Origin of the sequence: Spirillospora sp. NPDC052242 (assembly GCF_040679555.1) — a bacterium.
Taxonomy (GTDB): Bacteria; Actinomycetota; Actinomycetes; order Streptosporangiales; family Streptosporangiaceae; genus Spirillospora.
Window position 1 is genome coordinate 1 of record NZ_JBFAUZ010000022.1, and the last position, 16,418, is coordinate 16,418.

Annotated in this window: 18 protein-coding genes and 1 pseudogene; 12 read left to right on the plus strand and 7 right to left on the minus strand. The window is 73.4% G+C overall.

The window, feature by feature from the left end; translation table 11 throughout:
- The first annotated feature begins 99 nt into the window (after nucleotides 1-99).
- Nucleotides 100-429: a hypothetical protein gene (locus AB0L25_RS19125; RefSeq protein ID WP_500173835.1), complete on the plus strand. Its 330-nt coding sequence runs from the start codon at nucleotides 100-102 to the stop codon at nucleotides 427-429.
- Nucleotides 430-623: 194 nt separating this feature from the next.
- The gene (locus tag AB0L25_RS19130) at nucleotides 624-1,196 is read left to right on the plus strand and encodes a dihydrofolate reductase family protein (RefSeq protein ID WP_500173837.1); all 573 of its coding nucleotides are present in this window, start codon (nucleotides 624-626) and stop codon (nucleotides 1,194-1,196) included.
- Nucleotides 1,197-1,215: 19 nt separating this feature from the next.
- Here the strand turns inward: AB0L25_RS19130 and AB0L25_RS19135 are convergent, their stop codons facing one another.
- The 5 genes from AB0L25_RS19135 to AB0L25_RS19155 all read right to left on the minus strand — a co-directional run bounded on the left by AB0L25_RS19135 (nucleotide 1,216) and on the right by AB0L25_RS19155 (nucleotide 6,802).
- Entirely contained in the window at nucleotides 1,216-2,916 is a 1,701-nt protein-coding gene (locus AB0L25_RS19135) for a serine/threonine-protein kinase (RefSeq protein WP_500173839.1), read from the minus strand.
- An 81-nt stretch (nucleotides 2,917-2,997) separates the two neighbouring features.
- Nucleotides 2,998-5,181 (minus strand): DUF4132 domain-containing protein, encoded by a 2,184-nt coding sequence (locus tag AB0L25_RS19140; RefSeq protein ID WP_500173840.1) that lies wholly within the window; start codon nucleotides 5,179-5,181, stop codon nucleotides 2,998-3,000.
- A gap of 46 nt (nucleotides 5,182-5,227) precedes the next feature.
- Entirely contained in the window at nucleotides 5,228-6,223 is a 996-nt protein-coding gene (locus AB0L25_RS19145) for a hypothetical protein (protein WP_500173842.1), read from the minus strand.
- A gap of 10 nt (nucleotides 6,224-6,233) precedes the next feature.
- Entirely contained in the window at nucleotides 6,234-6,470 is a 237-nt protein-coding gene (locus tag AB0L25_RS19150) for a hypothetical protein (RefSeq protein ID WP_500173843.1), read from the minus strand.
- The gene (locus AB0L25_RS19155; protein ID WP_500173845.1) at nucleotides 6,467-6,802 is read right to left on the minus strand and encodes an ATP-binding protein; all 336 of its coding nucleotides are present in this window, start codon (nucleotides 6,800-6,802) and stop codon (nucleotides 6,467-6,469) included. The genes AB0L25_RS19150 and AB0L25_RS19155 overlap by 4 nt, the downstream gene beginning before the upstream one ends.
- Before the next feature lie 173 nt (nucleotides 6,803-6,975).
- Between AB0L25_RS19155 and AB0L25_RS19160 the strand changes: the two genes are divergently transcribed.
- The 3 genes from AB0L25_RS19160 (at nucleotide 6,976) to AB0L25_RS19170 (ending at nucleotide 8,418) form a co-directional block, all read left to right on the plus strand.
- Complete coding sequence (locus AB0L25_RS19160; protein ID WP_500173847.1) at nucleotides 6,976-7,758, plus strand: helix-turn-helix domain-containing protein; 783 nt, start codon at nucleotides 6,976-6,978, stop codon at nucleotides 7,756-7,758.
- Nucleotides 7,746-7,925: a DUF397 domain-containing protein gene (locus AB0L25_RS19165; protein ID WP_500173849.1), complete on the plus strand. Its 180-nt coding sequence runs from the start codon at nucleotides 7,746-7,748 to the stop codon at nucleotides 7,923-7,925. The genes AB0L25_RS19160 and AB0L25_RS19165 overlap by 13 nt, the downstream gene beginning before the upstream one ends.
- Nucleotides 7,926-8,022: 97 nt before the next feature.
- Nucleotides 8,023-8,418 carry a DUF397 domain-containing protein gene (locus AB0L25_RS19170; protein WP_500173851.1) on the plus strand — a complete coding sequence of 132 codons (396 nt, stop codon included), beginning with the start codon at nucleotides 8,023-8,025 and terminating at the stop codon, nucleotides 8,416-8,418.
- Here AB0L25_RS19170 and AB0L25_RS19175 read toward each other — a convergent pair.
- The gene (locus AB0L25_RS19175) at nucleotides 8,405-9,463 is read right to left on the minus strand and encodes a DUF2867 domain-containing protein (RefSeq protein WP_500173853.1); all 1,059 of its coding nucleotides are present in this window, start codon (nucleotides 9,461-9,463) and stop codon (nucleotides 8,405-8,407) included. The genes AB0L25_RS19170 and AB0L25_RS19175 overlap by 14 nt on opposite strands.
- Before the next feature lie 114 nt (nucleotides 9,464-9,577).
- On the opposite strand from AB0L25_RS19175, the gene AB0L25_RS19180 reads away from it, so the two are divergent.
- Both AB0L25_RS19180 and AB0L25_RS19185 read left to right on the plus strand, forming a co-directional pair.
- Nucleotides 9,578-10,129 carry a TetR/AcrR family transcriptional regulator gene (locus AB0L25_RS19180; RefSeq protein WP_500173855.1) on the plus strand — a complete coding sequence of 184 codons (552 nt, stop codon included), beginning with the start codon at nucleotides 9,578-9,580 and terminating at the stop codon, nucleotides 10,127-10,129.
- Nucleotides 10,130-10,341: 212 nt separating this feature from the next.
- Nucleotides 10,342-10,571, plus strand: a pseudogene (locus AB0L25_RS19185) (lytic polysaccharide monooxygenase).
- A 10-nt stretch (nucleotides 10,572-10,581) separates the two neighbouring features.
- Here AB0L25_RS19185 and AB0L25_RS19190 read toward each other — a convergent pair.
- Nucleotides 10,582-11,424 carry a glycerophosphodiester phosphodiesterase gene (locus tag AB0L25_RS19190; RefSeq protein WP_500173858.1) on the minus strand — a complete coding sequence of 281 codons (843 nt, stop codon included), beginning with the start codon at nucleotides 11,422-11,424 and terminating at the stop codon, nucleotides 10,582-10,584.
- A 146-nt stretch (nucleotides 11,425-11,570) separates the two neighbouring features.
- Here AB0L25_RS19190 and AB0L25_RS19195 point away from each other — a divergent pair, with 146 nt between their 5' ends.
- The 5 genes from AB0L25_RS19195 (at nucleotide 11,571) to AB0L25_RS19215 (ending at nucleotide 16,415) form a co-directional block, all read left to right on the plus strand.
- Nucleotides 11,571-11,945: a VOC family protein gene (locus AB0L25_RS19195; protein ID WP_500173860.1), complete on the plus strand. Its 375-nt coding sequence runs from the start codon at nucleotides 11,571-11,573 to the stop codon at nucleotides 11,943-11,945.
- Between the two features lie 111 nt (nucleotides 11,946-12,056).
- On the plus strand, nucleotides 12,057-12,824 hold the full coding sequence (locus tag AB0L25_RS19200; RefSeq protein WP_500173862.1) for an ABC transporter ATP-binding protein: 768 nt from the start codon (nucleotides 12,057-12,059) through the stop codon (nucleotides 12,822-12,824).
- Nucleotides 12,809-14,593 (plus strand): hypothetical protein, encoded by a 1,785-nt coding sequence (locus tag AB0L25_RS19205; protein ID WP_500173864.1) that lies wholly within the window; start codon nucleotides 12,809-12,811, stop codon nucleotides 14,591-14,593. The genes AB0L25_RS19200 and AB0L25_RS19205 overlap by 16 nt, the downstream gene beginning before the upstream one ends.
- Complete coding sequence (locus AB0L25_RS19210) at nucleotides 14,590-15,798, plus strand: sensor histidine kinase (protein ID WP_500173866.1); 1,209 nt, start codon at nucleotides 14,590-14,592, stop codon at nucleotides 15,796-15,798. The genes AB0L25_RS19205 and AB0L25_RS19210 overlap by 4 nt, the downstream gene beginning before the upstream one ends.
- Nucleotides 15,795-16,415: a response regulator gene (locus AB0L25_RS19215; protein WP_500173868.1), complete on the plus strand. Its 621-nt coding sequence runs from the start codon at nucleotides 15,795-15,797 to the stop codon at nucleotides 16,413-16,415. Before AB0L25_RS19210 ends, AB0L25_RS19215 begins: the two co-directional genes overlap by 4 nt.
- Nucleotides 16,416-16,418 lie beyond the last annotated feature (3 nt).

A 16,418-nucleotide genomic window follows, 5' to 3' on the forward strand; every position in this document is an offset into this window, starting at 1 on the left:
GTCGCCGGCCTCGGGGGCGCCGCCGCCGGGCTGGGGGGGGTGGGGGGCGCCGCACCGCCCGCCCGGCGTCCGCGCCGGGGCCGCGATCGGAGAACGCGCATGCCGAAGAGGACGATCCTGCACGTGGAGTCCGCGGGGCCGAGCCCGGACGTCGCGGCCGAGTACGACCGCTGGTACGACGAGGTGCACATCCCCGAGATGCTGACGATCGAGGGCTTCGTCGCCGCGCGCCGCTTCGTGCCCGCCGGCGACGGCGGCCCGTACATCGCGCAGTACGAGATCGAGGGCGATCCCGGGGCCGCCATGGACCGGCTCAAGGCCGCCGCGGCCGACGGCACCCTGCACCTGTCCGACACCGTCCGGGGGAACCCGCCGCCGCGGATGCTCCTGCTGGAGCTCGTCACCGAGCGGGAGGCGGCGTCCGGCTGACCGCGCGCCCGGCCGTCCTCGACGGGACGGGCCAGGCGCCGTCAGATCTCGTGGTCCAGAGGGCGCGCCGTCCCCGCCGCCCGCGACGGTGAACGGCGGATGAACCGCACCGCCGAAATTGTCGGTGGAGGTTGGTAGCCCTTGCCCATCGGGCACCGATGGGGTGACCGACGGCACACGTTACGGGAGTCCCCATGCGCACCCTGATCAGCACCGCGTTCGTCTCGCTCGACGGGGTCATGGAGGCCCCCGGCGGCGAGCCCGGCTACCGCAACTCCGGCTGGACGGTGAAGGACGTCGACTTCGTCGAGGACGCCTACGAGCTCAAGGCCCGCGAGCAGGAGGAGGCGGCCGCGATGATGCTGGGGCGCGTCAGCTATGAGGCGTTCTCCGCCGTCTGGCCGTCGATGACCGCGGAGTTCCCCCGCTACAACGCCATGCCGAAGTACGTCGTGTCCACGACGCTCGCCGAGGACGCCCTCGTCGGCAACTGGGGCGACATCACGATCCTGCGGTCCCTCGACGACGTGGCGGAGCTGAAGGAGACCGACGGCGGGCCGATCATCGTCCACGGCAGCGCGCGGCTGAACCGGAGCCTCGCCGACGCCGGGCTGATCGACCGCTACCACCTGCTGGTGTTCCCGCTGCTGCTCGGCGCCGGGAAGCGCCTGTTCAGCGACGCCGACAAGGACGCGCAGAAGCTCCGGCTCGTCGAGCACGAGGTCTACTCCAACGGCGTCCAGAAGAACGTCTTCGACGTCGTGTGACCCGTGCGGGCGGCCGGGGCTAGCGCCATTCGGCGGCCGCGAGGATCTTCCCGAGGTTCGGCGTGTTCCAGACGTCCACGACGAGGATCTTCGTGCGGGGCAGGTACCAGATGCGCTCGGTGTAGGTGACGCCGGTCCTGCGGGTCGGGCCGTAGCCGTCCCTGTCGCCGGCCGTGACCTCCCGCGTGTAGCAGGGCACGAGCCATTCGCGGTACTCGGCGCGGCGGTCGCCGATGGGCGCGAGCCGGTTCACGGTCAGCCGGGCGCCCCGGGCGACGTCGACCGCCCGGAGTTCCTCGTGGCCGGGGCAGTTCTTCCCCTCGTCCATGCCGAACAGCGAGGCGAAGGTGTCGGACGTCCGGTACGCGTCGGCGACGTACGCGCCGGGGTCCTCCAGGAAGCTCGGCCCCAGCACGTGGAAGCCGGGGCACCAGGTCTGGCTGGGGAACAGCGACGCCTCGACCGGGCTCTCCCGGCCGCAGTTCTTCAACGTGCTCACGTAGTGCCCGTCGCTCGAAGCGCCCGGCGGAGGGGTTTCGATCCCCCCGCGGAAGTAGGGGAGCTCGAAGGCCTTCCACGCCGCGGGGGCGCGGATCGTGAACTTCCCGATCCGCAGCGGCACGCCCGCCGGGGTCGCCCGTGCGGTGGGGCCGCTCCGCACCGCGGCGGTGTCGCGCGCCGCCTCCGGTCCGGACGTCCGGGAGACGGCGACGCCCCCGGCGGTCACGCCGACGACGGCCGCGCCCGCGACGGCGGCGGCGGTCTTGGTGCCGACCGCGGCGAGCAGGCCGCCCGCCCCCGCCCCCGCTCCCGCCCCCGCCGCCGCGCCCGCCGCGCCCGCCCCGGCCGGGACGAGCCCGGCGGCGAGCGGGAACAGCGCGGCGAACGCCACGGCGGCGCCCGCGAGGGCGCGCACCCCCGCCGACTCCCAGCCGGGCCCGTAGGCGGCGCGCGCCAGTTCGTCCAGCCGCTCGACGAACTCCGCGGCGCCCGCCGGACGCTCCGCCGGGTCCTTCGCCATGCCCGCGCGGACGAGCGGGCGCAGCGGCGCGGGCACGTCCTCCACCGGGACGTCCCCGGACAGGTGCCCGGCCATGATCGTCGCGCGGTCCCCCGGCCCGTACGGGCGGCGGCCGGTGAGGCTCTCGAAGAACACGCAGGTCGCGGCGTAGACGTCGGTCGCGGCCGTCGCGGGCTCGCCGCGCCACTGCTCGGGCGCCATGTAGAGCGGCGTGCCCGCGCCGGACACGGTGCCCGCGGCCCCGGCGACGCCGAAGTCGATGAGCCTGCTGCGCCCGTCGGCGGGGACGATCACGTTCGCGGGCTTGTAGTCGCGGTGCACCACCCCGACGGCGTGCGCCGCGGCGAGCCCGCGCAGCGACCCCTTCAGGACGGCGAGGGCCGCCTCGGGCTCGAGCCGCCCGTACCGTTCGAGGATCTCCTTGAACGAGACCCCGTTCACCGCCTCCATCACGATGGCGAGTTCGTCGCCGTGCTCGACCAGCCGGTACAGCCGCGCCACGTGCGGGTCGTCGACCCGTCCGAGCATCCGCGCCTCGTGCCGGAACCGCTCCCGCGCGTCCGGGTCGGCACCGGCGGGCAGGTACTTGATCGCGACGGGGGTGCCGCGTTCCGCGTGCCGCGCCAGCACGACCCGTCCCTGCCCGCCGCGTCCCAGCTCGCGGACCTCCTCGAATCCGGACACCTGCCACCGCGACACGGGCCGCTCCCGAGGGGCTCGTCGTGAACCTGCACCAGTGCGACGCGGGCCGCGGCGGGAAAGTTCGCCGCCGCCCGCGGGCTACTCCAGCGTCGCGAGGTCGACCAGCACCTCCGAGACGATCACCGGGTCGAGGTCGCCGAGGCGCGGCGCCGCCGGGTCCTCGACGTCGGGCGCCCGCCACCACCAGGCGTCGAGGTCGGTGACGACCTGCACGCGCCGGATCCGCTGCTCGGGGAAGCGTTCCGGCTCGCCCGCCGCGATGCCCGGGTCGAGTTCCACGGCGAGGTGCGCCTTCTCCCCGACCGTCCGGAAGATCCCCGGCTCGACCCCGCTCTCCAGCGGGGACGACCGCTCCCAGTCCTTCCGCGCCAGCCGGAGCACCGGCCCGAACCCCGTCGTGCGGCCCTCGAACCGGACCAGCCGCCGCGCCGCGCGCTCCCGCTCGTCCAGTACCGCCACCGGACGTCCGAGCTGCGGGAACGGCTGCAGGATGCCGTAGTCGGCGAACACCTCCGACCACGCCGGGACGTCGAGGCGCAGCGGGTGCGCGATGCCGATCGACGCGTCCGCCGGGAGCGCGTACGTCCCGTCCCGGACGGTCGCGAACGTGCCGTCCTCGGCGACGCGGAACGCGTCCTCCCCGGCCGTCCAGACCAGCCGCGCCGCGAGGTGCCGCATCAGCGGGTGCCCCACCACGAACGTCCGGAACTCGGCAGCCGTCCAGCGGCGGCCGGTCACCATCGCCGTCTCCAGCCGGACGATCTGGTCGGCGGCGACCGTGCGGGCGTCCTTCTTCAGCGCGGCGAACCGCCGGTGCGCGGCGGGCGCCAGCTCGGGATCGTCCTTCGCGCCCGGCTTGGGGAGCGTCTTGCGCGGCTTCCCGCTCCCGTCCGTCACGTACGGCTTGAGCCCCTCGTCGAAACCGACCGTGAACCGGCGGGGGCCGTAGTCGAGGGTCAGCGTCCCGTCCGTGCCGAGGCCGAGGTCGGGGACGAGCCGGTCGGCGAGCCGCTCCTCGGTGAGGCCGCGCCGCCGCGCCGCGTCCAGCAGCGCGAGCCGCGCGTCCTCGCGGGCCCCGCCGGGGAACGACCGGCGGGTCATGAGGTTCAGCTGCTCCAGCGCGGCGTCGGTGCCGATCCGCGCGAGGACGTCCTCCACCATCCGGCCGGCCTTGGCGTGCTTGCGCGCCGCGATCCACTCCCGGACGAGCGGCGCCGCCCGCCGCACCGTCCCGTCGTCCCCGAGGTCGCCGAGCCGGGCCAGCGCCCACGCGTTCCCGTTCGGCTCGCCCGCCGCGCGCCACGCCTCGAAGACCGCCCACGCAAGGTCCGGGAGCCTCGTGCACGCCGTCCGGACGTCGTCCAGCTCGGGCTCCGGGAGCATCAGCAGCTTCACGAGGTTGCCGAACGCGGCGTCGTCCAGGGGCCCGGAGGCGGTCGCCGGGCGGGGAAGGGACGCGACGTCCAGCCATCGCGGGATGCGCGGCTCCTTGACCGGCACGGCGGGCGCCCCCGCGTCCACCAGGTCCGCCACCGCGTCGGCGGCCCGCTCGCCGTGGACGCGCGCCGCCGCGACGACCGCGTCCCGGCCGTGCTCCTCCGCGACCACCCGCAGCCCGGCGGCGGCCCGGTCCCGCGCCGCCCGGCGCGCGCCGAGCGCGTCGGGCACGAGGAACGGGACGGCGTCCGTCCCGTGCCGCCGCAGCCACCCGCGCGCGGTCTCGCCCGACCACTTGAGCCGGACGAGCCAGTCCGCCATCAGCCGCGCCACCTCGACGTCGAGGTAGGGCCGCAGCACCGCGCCGAGGTCGGCGGGCCGCCGCTGCGCCGCGCGGACCGCCAGGTCGCGCACCCGCGCGCCGTACCGGGCGACGAGCGGCATCAGCTCGAACTCGTCGAGTTCGTCCAGCTTGGCGCCGCCGTTCCGCGACGGCTCCTCGGCGCGTTCCAGGAACAGCGGGAGAAGGTCGCCGAACGCCCGTTCGGGGCCGATCACCAGGGTGTTCGCCTGCTGAACGAAGCGCGTCTCGCCCGACAGGAAGCGCTCCCGAGCCTCGTCCCAGAACGGATGATCGTCCGGGCGCTTCACGAACACCGTCAACCAGGCCCGCTGGAGCCATGCTTCCTGCTCGTCGTCCTCCCACCTGAGCGGACCGGGCCCGGGAGGCGTCAGACCGGTGACGACGACCGGGGCGGACGCACGGTCGCGCGTCCAGGGCGGCTCGACGAGCACGCGCGGAACGGCGGGGGGAAGATCGTCCATGCTGCCCCACGGTAGGGGAACGGACCGACAGCCGCCCGCCCGTCGTTCAGCGCGCGGGGTCGCCGTCCTGCACGGCGACGCCCCGGTAGCCGATGGGGCCCTCGTTGACGCGCTGGTAGTAGCCGAGGAAGCCCGCGGCGCCCGGCTCGAACGCGACGGAACCGGAGTTCTCCCGCTGGTCGCGCCAGGTGATCCGCTCCACCGGCGCGCCGCCGTCCGCCACGAGCAGCCGCAGCTCGCCGGAGGTGTGCCAGCGGCCTCCCCAGCCCTCCTCGGTGCGGAAACGGTGCAGCGCGGCGCCCTCGATGCCCTCCGGGTACGCCCACCGGTCCGCGAGGCGGCCCCGGTACTCGGCCAGCCCGCCGCGCGGGTCGCGGCGGTAGCCGTGGAAGTCGCCCATGGCCGACTGGAAGCTCACCGCCGCCTCCGCCCCGTCCGCACCGCGCCACGAGACCTGCGCCGGCAGCGCCTCCTCGCCGCGGTCGATGTGGACGAGCAGCCGTCCCGACGGTTCCCAGCCATGCGGCCCCGACGCGGGGTCGTGCGCGCGCTGCTCGGTGGCGTAGGCGAACACCGAACGCCGCGCGGCCGCCGCGCCCAGCGCCCGCTCCGACCGGTCCCGCTCATAGACGGAGTCGACGGTGATCCGGTACAGCCACAGCATCGTGCGGGCGTCGACGCCGCTGCGCACCTGCACCCGGTTCCGTCCCGGCCGCAGCCACCGTCCCGGAACGGCGAACACGCAGGTCTGCGGCAGGTCCCCGCCGCCGGGGATCGTCAGGTGCGCCACCAGCGGTTCCCCGTTGACGAGGATGCTCATCGGCGCGTACCCCGGCGACGGCCCCATCTTGGAGACCAGCGCGGTCACCTTGAGCGTCGCCTCCAGGATCTCCTCGCCCTCCTCCACCGTGAACGCGAACCTCACGGACCCGCCGGCGGCGAGCTTGAGGTGGCTTCCGCCGAAGTGGCAGGAGCGGTACTTCACCTCGGCATTGGCCAGCAGCGCGGGATCGCTGGAGAAATCGGCGAACGTGGGCTCCATGGAGCGCTCCTCAAGGGCGACGGCACCGGACGTGGGCGGAAAGTCCCGAAAGATCATTCATCATGCCGGGGAGTTCCGCAGCGGCTTCGGAGCCCGGTGGGACCTCGATCACCGTGATCCAGGCGAGGAGCAGTTCGAGCGACGTCGCCGCGACGAACACCCGCCCGGACGCACGCCACTCCCCGTCCCGCACCGAGAAACCCCACGCCGGGAACGCCCGGTGCAGGACGGGGATGACGTCGGTCACCCGTCCTCCTCGGGCAGCAGCGCCCACACGACCTTGCCGCCGCCCGCGACCGGCTGCGCGCCCCAGTCCTTGACGAGCGCCCCGAGCATCGCCAGGCCCCGCCCGTCCTCGCTCAGGACGTCGACGTCCCGCACCTCCGGCATCGCGTCGCACCCGTCGAGCACCTCCACGACGGTCCCCCGGTCCGCGAGCATGACCCGGACGGTCGCGGTCGCGCTGCCCGTGTGCCGGACGACGTTCGTGACCAGCTCCGACACGACGACCTTCGCGATGTACGCGTCCCGCCCCCACGTCCCGAGCGTGTCCCCCACCCAGTCGCGAGCGGTCTTCACCGCCCCACGTCCGCCGGCACGACGATCGACGCCGGAATCCCCACGGTGACCACCTCCGAATTTTCGTGACTCACCGCACAGACTCCACTCCGAGGCGTAGTGTTACTAGGTAAGCGAAGCGACGCACTCCGATTAATTACTGGCGCTACACATCGCTTAACTGGAGGTTCACTGTGGCCGCTCGTAAGTCTTCCCCTGCCCTCAAATCCTTCGGCGGCGAAGTCGCTCGTCTGCGCGAGGAGGCCGGCATAACCCGTGCAGCACTGGCCGACCTGGCCACGGTCACCCGGTCGTACATCTCCCAGGTCGAGAGCGGCAACACACGCTGCCGCCGCGACTTCGCGGAGCGCCTCGATACAGCCCTCGGCACCGGCCGAACGCTTACCGATGCGTGGGACGAACTCATGCAAAAGGCCAAGTACCCCCGTTGGTTCGTGGACTTCTCTCGCGCCGAAGCCTCAGCTGCACTGCTGCGCAGCTATGGGGAGACGTTCGTGGACGGCTTGTTTCAAACGGTCGATTACGCTCGAGTTCTCTTGCCCAACGAAGCTGATCTTGAGGCTCGCCTCAAGAGGCAACAGATACTTAAGTTCGAACCACCCCCCAAGATCGTGGTGGTCCTGAGTGAGACCGTCCTCGCACGTGAGGTCGGGACGCCTGAGGTGATGCGCAACCAATGCGAACACCTCTTCGAAGCATCTCACTGGGAGAACGTCACCCTGCAAGTCGCTCCCGTAGCGCACTACAAGGGCATCTCCGGGTCCTTCAACATCGCGACGCAACCCACTGGAGAGGAGCTCGTCTACCTGGAGACCTCCGCCGGGGGCATCACGTCGGACGATTCAGGAGATATCTTGCACCTCGTCAGCGCATTCGCGGAGATGCAGGCTCGCGCACTGAGCGTCAGCGACTCCCTTGAGTTCATACGGAAGGCGATAACGCGATGGACACTGTGAACTGGCGCAAAGCCAGACGAAGCAACGAGCACGGTGGGGCTTGTGTGGAACTGGCCAGCTTGGATGGCAGTGTCGGTGTGCGGGACTCCAAGGACCCGGACGGGCCCAAGCTGGTCCTCGACCAGCACGCCTTCCGTGCGCTCGTGAACGACCTCAAGCAGCACTGAGCACTCGCCCCGGCCGCACCCGGCCGGGGCTCTAGCCCGCTCCCCGTGTCCCGCTTACGCTCAACTCATCGTCGGCAACTCGCGAGGACGGGCCAGCATGGACCCCATCACCTGGCGCAAAGCCACCCGAAGCAACGACAAAGGCGGCGAGTGCGTGGAGGTCGCGCGCGTCCGCCCAGGCCACTGGCGCAAGGCCAGCCAGAGCAACGACCAAGGCGGGTCATGCGTCGAAGTCGCACGCATCTCCCCTGAACAGTGGCGCGTGTCCCACTACAGCAACGATCACGGCGGTGCTTGCGTCGAGGTCGCGCGGGTCGGCCCTGGCCAGTGGCGTAAGGCTGAGCAGAGCAACGACCAAGGCCACGAGTGCGTGGAGTTGGCCGCCATGGCGGGTGGCGTCGCGCTGCGGGACTCCAAGGACCCGGACGGGCCCATGTTCGTCCTCGGTCGGGGGGCCTTCCGCTCGCTCGTGGACGAGCTCAAGCAGCGTTGACCTTCGTCGCCGCCTCGCGGAGGAGGCGGGGGGCCAGGGTGCGGTGGACGGCGGACAGCGGGGGCCAGAGCGCCCGGCCGAGGGGGCGGTCGTAGTGCAGGAAGGTGCTGAGCGACGTCCGTTCGCCGGTCGTCTGGACGAGGAGGTTGCCGCTCAGGAACCCGGAGGCGGCCTCGAGCAGGATCCAGCCTTCTCCCCGGTCGGCGATGCGCCATCCGGCGACGGTGTCCGGTGACGGCCCTCGGCTGAGCCGCAGGCCGAGGATGCCCTGCCAGATCAGCCGTTCGCCGGGGGTGGGGACGTCGCCGAACATCGCGCGGGCCCACTGCTCCGGGGTCGCGTCCGTGTCCGTGGCGACGGTGAAGCGGTCGACGTAGTCGATCGCGGGCAGGTTGCTCAGGGCGCGGACGGGCTCGGGGACCTCGCGGGCGCCGACCTCGGCGGTGACGGCGGGCGGGGCGCCGGCCGTCCGGTTCCGCCAGGCGCGTTCCCACTGGCGGGTCAGGGCCGGGTAGACGATCAGGTGGCGGAACGGCGCGATGAGCGCCATGTAGAACCGCCCGAACCGGCCGTTGGGCTTGACCAGGACGGCCATCCGCAGTTCGTGCTCGCCGCGTGCGGTCGGCACCCATCCCAGGTGCATGAGGGTGTGGACGGTCTTGTTCGCGAGTTCGTTGACGGCTTCGTCGCCGAGCCGGTACACGGGGTCGAACGGGCTGTCGCCGGCGGCGGAGGCGTCCACGGTGTCGCGGAGGTCGCCCGGCAGGCGGTCGCGCAGCGAGCGGACCCGCTTGCCGATGCCGTCCTCGGGCGCGTCCCAGCCGAACAGGGCGCCGAGCTTCCAGCGCACCGCGAACAGGAACTTGACGACGGGCGCCTGCTCGGCGAACCCGCCGCGCGTCCGCATCGCCTCCAGCATCGCCGGGAAGTCGTCCGGCCCCGCGCCGGGGGTGCGGAAGGACCACACGTCCTCGAGCCGGAAGTCGCGGGTGATCTCGTGGACCCGCCACGGCTGGTCGGTGTGCGCCGACAGGGGAAGCCTCATGGGCGCTGCCCGCCTTTCTGGACTACCATCCCGATATACGCCTACGTATAAGGCGAGGGTAGACCGGAATATACGGTTGCGTATATCCAGCGGACGGGTGAGGTGGGACACAACGTGGGCGCTGCTCGCACACCGCGCGACAGGTGGGTGGAGGAAGGTCTGCGGGCGCTGGCCGACGGCGGGCCGGACGCCGTCCGGGTGGAGGCGCTCGCCAAGCGGCTCGGCGTCACCAAGGGCGGGTTCTACGGGTACTTCGCCGACCGTGACGCGCTGCTGGAGGCGATGCTGGACGCCTGGGAGCGGGAGAGCACCGACGAGGTGATCGACCGGGTCGAGCGGGAGGGCGGCGACCCGAGGACCAGGGCGCAGCGCGCGGGCATGCTCACCTTCTCCGGCGAGCGGCTGCTCCCCATCGACCTCGCGGTCCGCGACTGGGCGCGGCGCGACGAGGCGGTCGCGGCGCGGCTGCGGCGGGTGGACAACCGGCGGATGGCCCTGCTGCGGGAGATGATCGGGACGTTCTGCGCCGATCCCGACGAGGTCGAGGCGCGCAGCCTGATCGCGTTCTGCGTGGCGATCGGGCACCATTCCCTCGCCGCCGACCACGAGGGCCGGTCCCGGGCCGAGGTCCTCGCCCGCGCCGCCGACCTGGTCCTCGACAGGTAGCGCCGTCCGGGCACATGTCGCCGACGGTCCGTCCGGGCCGTCAGCGGTTGTTCACGTTCTCCCGGACGGCTCGCCGCCGGTTCGGTCGCCGATCTGCACTGGTCGATCCGGGCGTCCGCCGGGGACCCCCCGGGATATTGGTCGCCTCGGGAGGCGGGGTTAGCGTCCCGGGAAACCGATAGGAAAGTCTCCTATCCACTGGACCCGCCGTCATTCCGGCCACGTCGGCGTTCGCGCACGGCTACGTCTCCGCGCCGATGAGCCGCCAGGCGCAGTGCGCGGCCGGGATCGTCGACTGCGGCCCCATCAAGTGGGAGCCGCCACCATGACCCACACGGTCGATCTCGGCGGTGTGAGCGGACGGCAGAAGGTGCTGGCGGTGTGGAACATCGCCGACACCGCCAACGCCTTCTACGCCTGCATCGACGTGAACGTCCGCTGACGGGCCGCCGTCAGCGCTGGGTGAGCGACTGCGGGTAGTCGGTGATGACGCCGTCGACGCCCAGGTCGAGCATGGCGCGCATCCGGCCGGGCTCGTTGACCGTCCACACGTTGACGCCCATGCCGAGGGCGTGGACGCGGTCGACGAGGGCCCGGTCGGTCACCGTGTGCTGCGGGTTGACGTCGTCCGCCCACGCGCTCAGCGCGACGAGCTCGGCGTCGGTCGGCCGCTCCGCGTCCAGGACGCCGATCGGCACCTCGGGCAGCAGCTCGTTGAAGCGCCTGGCGTCCTCGACCACGAACGACTGGACGCCGAGCTCGCCCCGCGCCACGGCCCGGTCGAGGTAGCCGGGCGTGGCGCGCAGCTCGCGGGCGAGGTCCTCCGGCAGGCCGTCGTAGTGACCGCACGGGCTGATCTCGGCGAGCAGCCCGGTCTTGCCGCGGACCGTCCGGACGACCTCGCCCACCGAGGCGATGCGCTCGCCCGCGTAGCGCTCGTGGAACCACGACCCGGCGTCGAGGGTGCGCAGCTCCCGCCAGGTGAAGTCCGACACCCGGTAGGTCGGACGGCCGGGGAAGCGCTCCTCGACGTCGGTGGTGCGTTCGAGGGTGCAGTCGTGGAAGTTGACCAGGCGGCCGTCCTTGGACCGCTGGACGTCGATCTCCACGAAGTCCGCCTTCTGGCGGATCGCGGTCCGGACGGCGGTCAGCGTGTTCTCCGGCGTGATGCCGGACGAGCCGCGGTGGGCGATGACGTCGGCGCCGGCGGGCGCGGCGGACGCCGTCCCGGCGGAGCCGAAGGCGACGGACAGGCCGATCAGGGGGACGAGGGCGCGCAGCGCGAGCTTTCGCATCGGGAGCCTTTCACTCGGTCGGCAACGCGATCACGATGCCGACCGTGTGTGATCGCGCGGCCAACGCGGCGTGTCCGCGCGGAACCCGTCGCGTGTACCGGGGGGCGGGAGTTGCGCGTGCGGTGCGGCTGGGATAGGCACGGCGCATGGCCTGCCGCATCACAGAACTCGTGTTGGACTGCCGCGACCCGGAGGAACTCGCCCGGTTCTGGTGCGAGGTGCTCGGCTACGTGGTGCTGCTCAGGGAGGACGGCGCCGTCGAGATCGGCCCGCCGGACGGGGACGGCGACTTCCGGCCCACGCTGGTGCTCAGCCCGAGCGACGAGCCCCGCAAGGGCAAGCTGCCGCTGCACCTCGACGTCAACGCCACCGACCGCGACCAGGACGCCGAACTCGAACGGCTCCTCGCCGCGGGCGCGCGGCACGCCGACGTCGGCCAGACCGGCGAGGAGCCGTGGTACGTCCTCGCCGATCCGGAGGGAAACGAGTTCTGCCTGCTCCGGCGCCGCGTCGCCGGTTAGCCGCGACCGATCGTCGGTCCCGGCATCAACCGATCGGTCGATGCCGGGATCCACCGCCGCGGTCGCCGCGCGGGCGATCCGGGCCGCGGCGTCCGGCGCGATGCTCGGCACATGGAAACACCACCGCCCGCCGCGCTCACCGCCACCGGGCTCCGCAAGGCGTTCGGCGACCACGTCGCGGTCGACGACGTCGACCTGACCGTGCCCGCCGGATCGTTCTACGGCCTGGTCGGCCCGAACGGCGCGGGCAAGACGACGACGCTGGCGATGGCCGTGGGGCTGCTGCGTCCGGACGCGGGCCGCGCGGAGATCTTCGGCGTCGATGTCTGGCGTTCGGGCGTGGAGGCCAAGGCGCTGGTGGGCGTGCTGCCCGACGGCAACGCGATGCCGGAGCGGCTGACCGGCCGCGAGGTGCTCACCTACCTCGGCCTGCTGCGCGGCCTGCCGCCCGGCGTCGTGGCCGAGCGCGCGGACGAGCTGCTGCGCGTCCTCGAACTCGACTCGGCCGAGCGGACGCTGGTCATCGAGTACTCCACGGGCATGCGCAAGAAGATCGGGCTGGCCGTCGCGCTGCTGCACGCGCCCCGGCTGCTGGTCCTGGACGAGCCGTTCGAGGCCGTCGACCCCGTCTCCGCCGCCACGATCCGGACGATCCTGCGCCGGTTCGTCGAGGGCGGCGGCGCGGTGATCGTCTCCAGCCACGTCATGGCCCTGGTCGAGCAGCTCTGCGACCACGTGGCCGTCGTCTCCGGCGGCCGGGTCGCCGCGGCGGGCCCGCTGGCCGAGGTGCGCGGCGCCGGGTCCCTCGAAGACGCGTTCGTCGACCTGGTCGGCGCCCGCACCGCCGGACGGGAGGGGCTGGCATGGCTCACGTCCTGATCCGGATGCGGCTGGCGGTGCTGCGGCACTCGATGCGCGGCGACCGGGCGGCGACGCTGGCCGGCGGCGTGCTGATCGGGCTGGCGCTGGCGGCGGGCACGATCGCGGTGGCCGTGCTGTGGCCGGAGCTGCTGCCGGCGGCGCTGGCCTGCTGGCTGATGGGCTGGGTCTTCGGCCCGGTGCTGCTCGGCGGCGGCGACGAGTCGCTCCGGCCCGAGTACTTCGCCATGATCCCGGCGACGCCGCGCCGCAAGGCCGCCGCGCTGCTGGCCGGCGCGTTCGCCGGGCCCGCGCCGGCGGTCACCCTCGTGGCGCTGCTCTCGCTGCCCGTGCACGGCGCCCGGTTCGGGTTGCTCGGCGTCCTGGTCGGGCTGCCCGCCGCGGTGCTCACGCTGGTCGTGATGGTGGTGCTGTCCCGGGTCGTGGTGGCGCTGCTGGCGCTGTTCGTCCGGTCCCGCGCCACGGCCGCGGCCGCGGGGGCCGTCATGGGGTCGGCGATCGCGCTGGCCGGCAACGGGTGGGCCCCCGCCGCCGCGCTCGGCGCGGGCGACGGACTGGCGTGGGCCGACGGCCTGCTCAAAGTCCTGCCGTCCGGGTGGGGCGTGGCCGCGGTCGAGTCGTCCTGGCCGGTGGCGCTCGCCGTCCTGGCCGGCGGCGGCGCGGCGGTCGCGCTGCTGCTGTCGGCCTGGGCCGCGCTGCTGGCCCGGCGCGTGACCTCGGCGGCGCGCGGCGGCGTGCCCGCCCGCCGCGGCCGGCCGCGCCCGTTCCCCCTCGCCGGCGGCGCCCGCGCGGTGGCCGCCAAGGAGCTGCGGGCCTGGTGGCGGGACCTGGTGCGGATCCAGCTGCTGAGCGTCGCGTTCTCCTACGCGCTGGTGTTCCCGCTGCTGCTCGTCGCCCTCGACTCGTGGATCATGGTGCCGTTCACCGGGCTGATCGCGGTGGTGATGGCCGCGGGCACGTCGGCCAACATGTACGGCACGGACGGGACGGCGCTCTGGCTGACGCTCATGACGCCGGGCGCCGAACGCGCGGACGTCCGCGGCAGGCAACTCGCCTGGCTGCTGGTGGTGGGCCCGCCCGCCGTGCTGCTCACCCTGGCCGGCACCGCGGTCAGCGGCGAGGGCTGGGCGTGGCCGTGGGTGCTCGGGCTGCTGCCCGCCGTGCTCGGCGGCGCGGCCGGACTGATCGTCCTCGTCGCGGTGGCCTGCCTCGTCCCCGGCACCGACCCGCACAAGCGCGGCGGCAACCCGCTCAGCACCGGCGCCGACGAGGGCGCCGAGACCGGGCTCGTCTGGCTGATGCTGGTCGCGGTGCCCGCCGCGGCGCTGCCGGTGGCCGCCGTGGTCCCGTTCTGGCCGTGGGCGGGCGTGCCGGTCGGGCTGGCGACCGGCGCCCTCGCGGTCTGGGGACTCGGCGCGCTCGCCCACCGCAGGCTCGCCGCGTCCGGGCCGGAGCTGCTCAACCTCATGAAGCACGGCCCCGCGCCCGAGCCGGCGCGCGACCAGGGCAAGCCGACGATGTCCGACCTGCCGCTCAAGCACCGCATCGCGGTCACCTGCTGCTACTCCATCGCGTGGCTGCCGCTGTTCCCGCAGGGGCTGGTGCCGATGGCCTTCAAGATCATCGGTGTCGAGGACCGCGTCTGGTTCCTCGCCCTGCATCTGCCCGAGGTCTGGCAGTGGCCCACGATCGCCTGCATGATCGCCCTCGGCCTGCTGATGTACGGCTACGCCGTCCTGATCCCGATGCGTCTAGGCTCGTCGCCATGACCGACCCCTTCGCCGTGACGACATGGGAACGGCGTTTCGAGCGCTTCGTGGAGTTGGTCCCGTACCTCACGCTGGGCGTCTCGCTGGCGCTGAGCCTCGCCGCGCCCGGCCGGTCGGCGGGCGGAGCCCCCGTCACCCTGGCGCTCGCGGCGCTGACGCTGGCGTGGCTCATCGGCGCGCACACGCTGCTGCCCGACCGGCGGGCGGCGGTCGCCGTCCACTTCGCCGGGGTGCTCGCCACCGCCGCCGCGCTCTCCCTGAACGACCCCGTCTTCCTCATCTACACGATCTCCGGTTTCTTCCTGGCCGCCCGGTTCGCGCCGTCGAAATGGACGTTCGCCGCGGTGGCGGCCACCTCCGTCGTCCTGTACGGCCCGGTGGTCGACTGGTCGCAGGACCCCCTGCAGCTCGCCGCGCTCCACGCCGTGATCGTCGCGGTGCAGACCCTCACGATCGGCGGCGGGCACATCCTGGGCATCCGGCTCGAGGAGCGGCAGCGCCGGTACCGCAAGGCGGTCACCGACCTCGAGGCCACGCTGGAGGACAACGCCGCGCTGCACGCCCGGCTCGTCGCGCAGGCGCGGGAGGCGGGCGTGCTGGACGAACGGCAGCGGATGGCCCGCGAGATCCACGACACCCTGGCGCAGGGCCTGACCGGGATCATCACGCAGCTCCGCGCCGCCCAGCGCGTCCCGGACGGCGCCGAGCACGTCGACCTGGCGCTCTCCCTCGCCCGGGAGAGCCTGGCCGAGGCCCGCAGGTCCGTCGAGGCGCTGCGGCCGCAGCGGCTGGACGACGCCCACCTGCCCGAGGCGATGTCCTCGCTGGCCCGCGACTGGTCCCGGACGTCCGGCGTCGAGCTGCACGTCGAGGTGACCGGCGACCGGGTGCCGCTCAGCCCGGCCATCGAGGTCGCCCTGTTCCGCGTCGCGCAGGAGGCGCTGGCCAACATCGGCAAGCACGCCGCCGCCACCCGGGCCGGCCTCACCCTGTCCTACGCCGGGGACGTCGCGCTGCTCGACATCCGCGATGACGGCAGGGGCATCGACGGGAGCGGCGGCAAGGGATTCGGATTGAGCAGCATGAGACAGCGGGTGCAGGGCGTCGGCGGCACGCTGGAGATCGAGAGCGCGCCCGGCGAGGGCACCGCCGTCAGCGCCACCGTCCCCGCCCTGCAGGCCGGGCCGCCGCCGGACGAGCGATGATCCGGCTGCTGATCGTCGACGACCACCCGATCGTGCGCGGCGGGCTGCGCGCGGCCTTCGAGACCGAACCCGACATCGACGTGGCCGGCGAGGCGGCCAACGGCCGCGAGGGCGTCGAGCGGGCCGCGGCGCTCCGCGTCGACGTCGTCCTCATGGACCTGCGGATGCCCGAGATGGACGGGGTGGCCGCGATCACCGCGCTGCGCTCGTCCCACCCGGAGATCAAGACGCTGGTGCTGACGACCTTCGACGGCGACGCGGACGTGCTGCCCGCCGTCGAGGCGGGCGCCACCGGCTACCTGCTCAAGGACGCGCCCACCGAGGAGCTGCTGCGCGCGGTCCGCGCCGCGGCCGCCGGCGAGCCGGTGCTGTCGCCGTCCGTGGCGGGCCGGCTGATGAACCGGGTGCGCCGGCCGGACCGGGCCGCGCTCACCGGGCGGGAGATCGAGGTGCTGGCCCTGGTCGCGGACGGCGCGTCCAACCGCCAGGCCGCGGCCAAACTGTTCATCAGCGAGGCCAGCATCAAGACCCACCTGCTGCACATCTACGACAAGCTCGGCGTGCGCGACCGCGCCGCCGCCGTCGGCGAGGCCTACCGCCGCGGCCTCCTCGGCTGACCG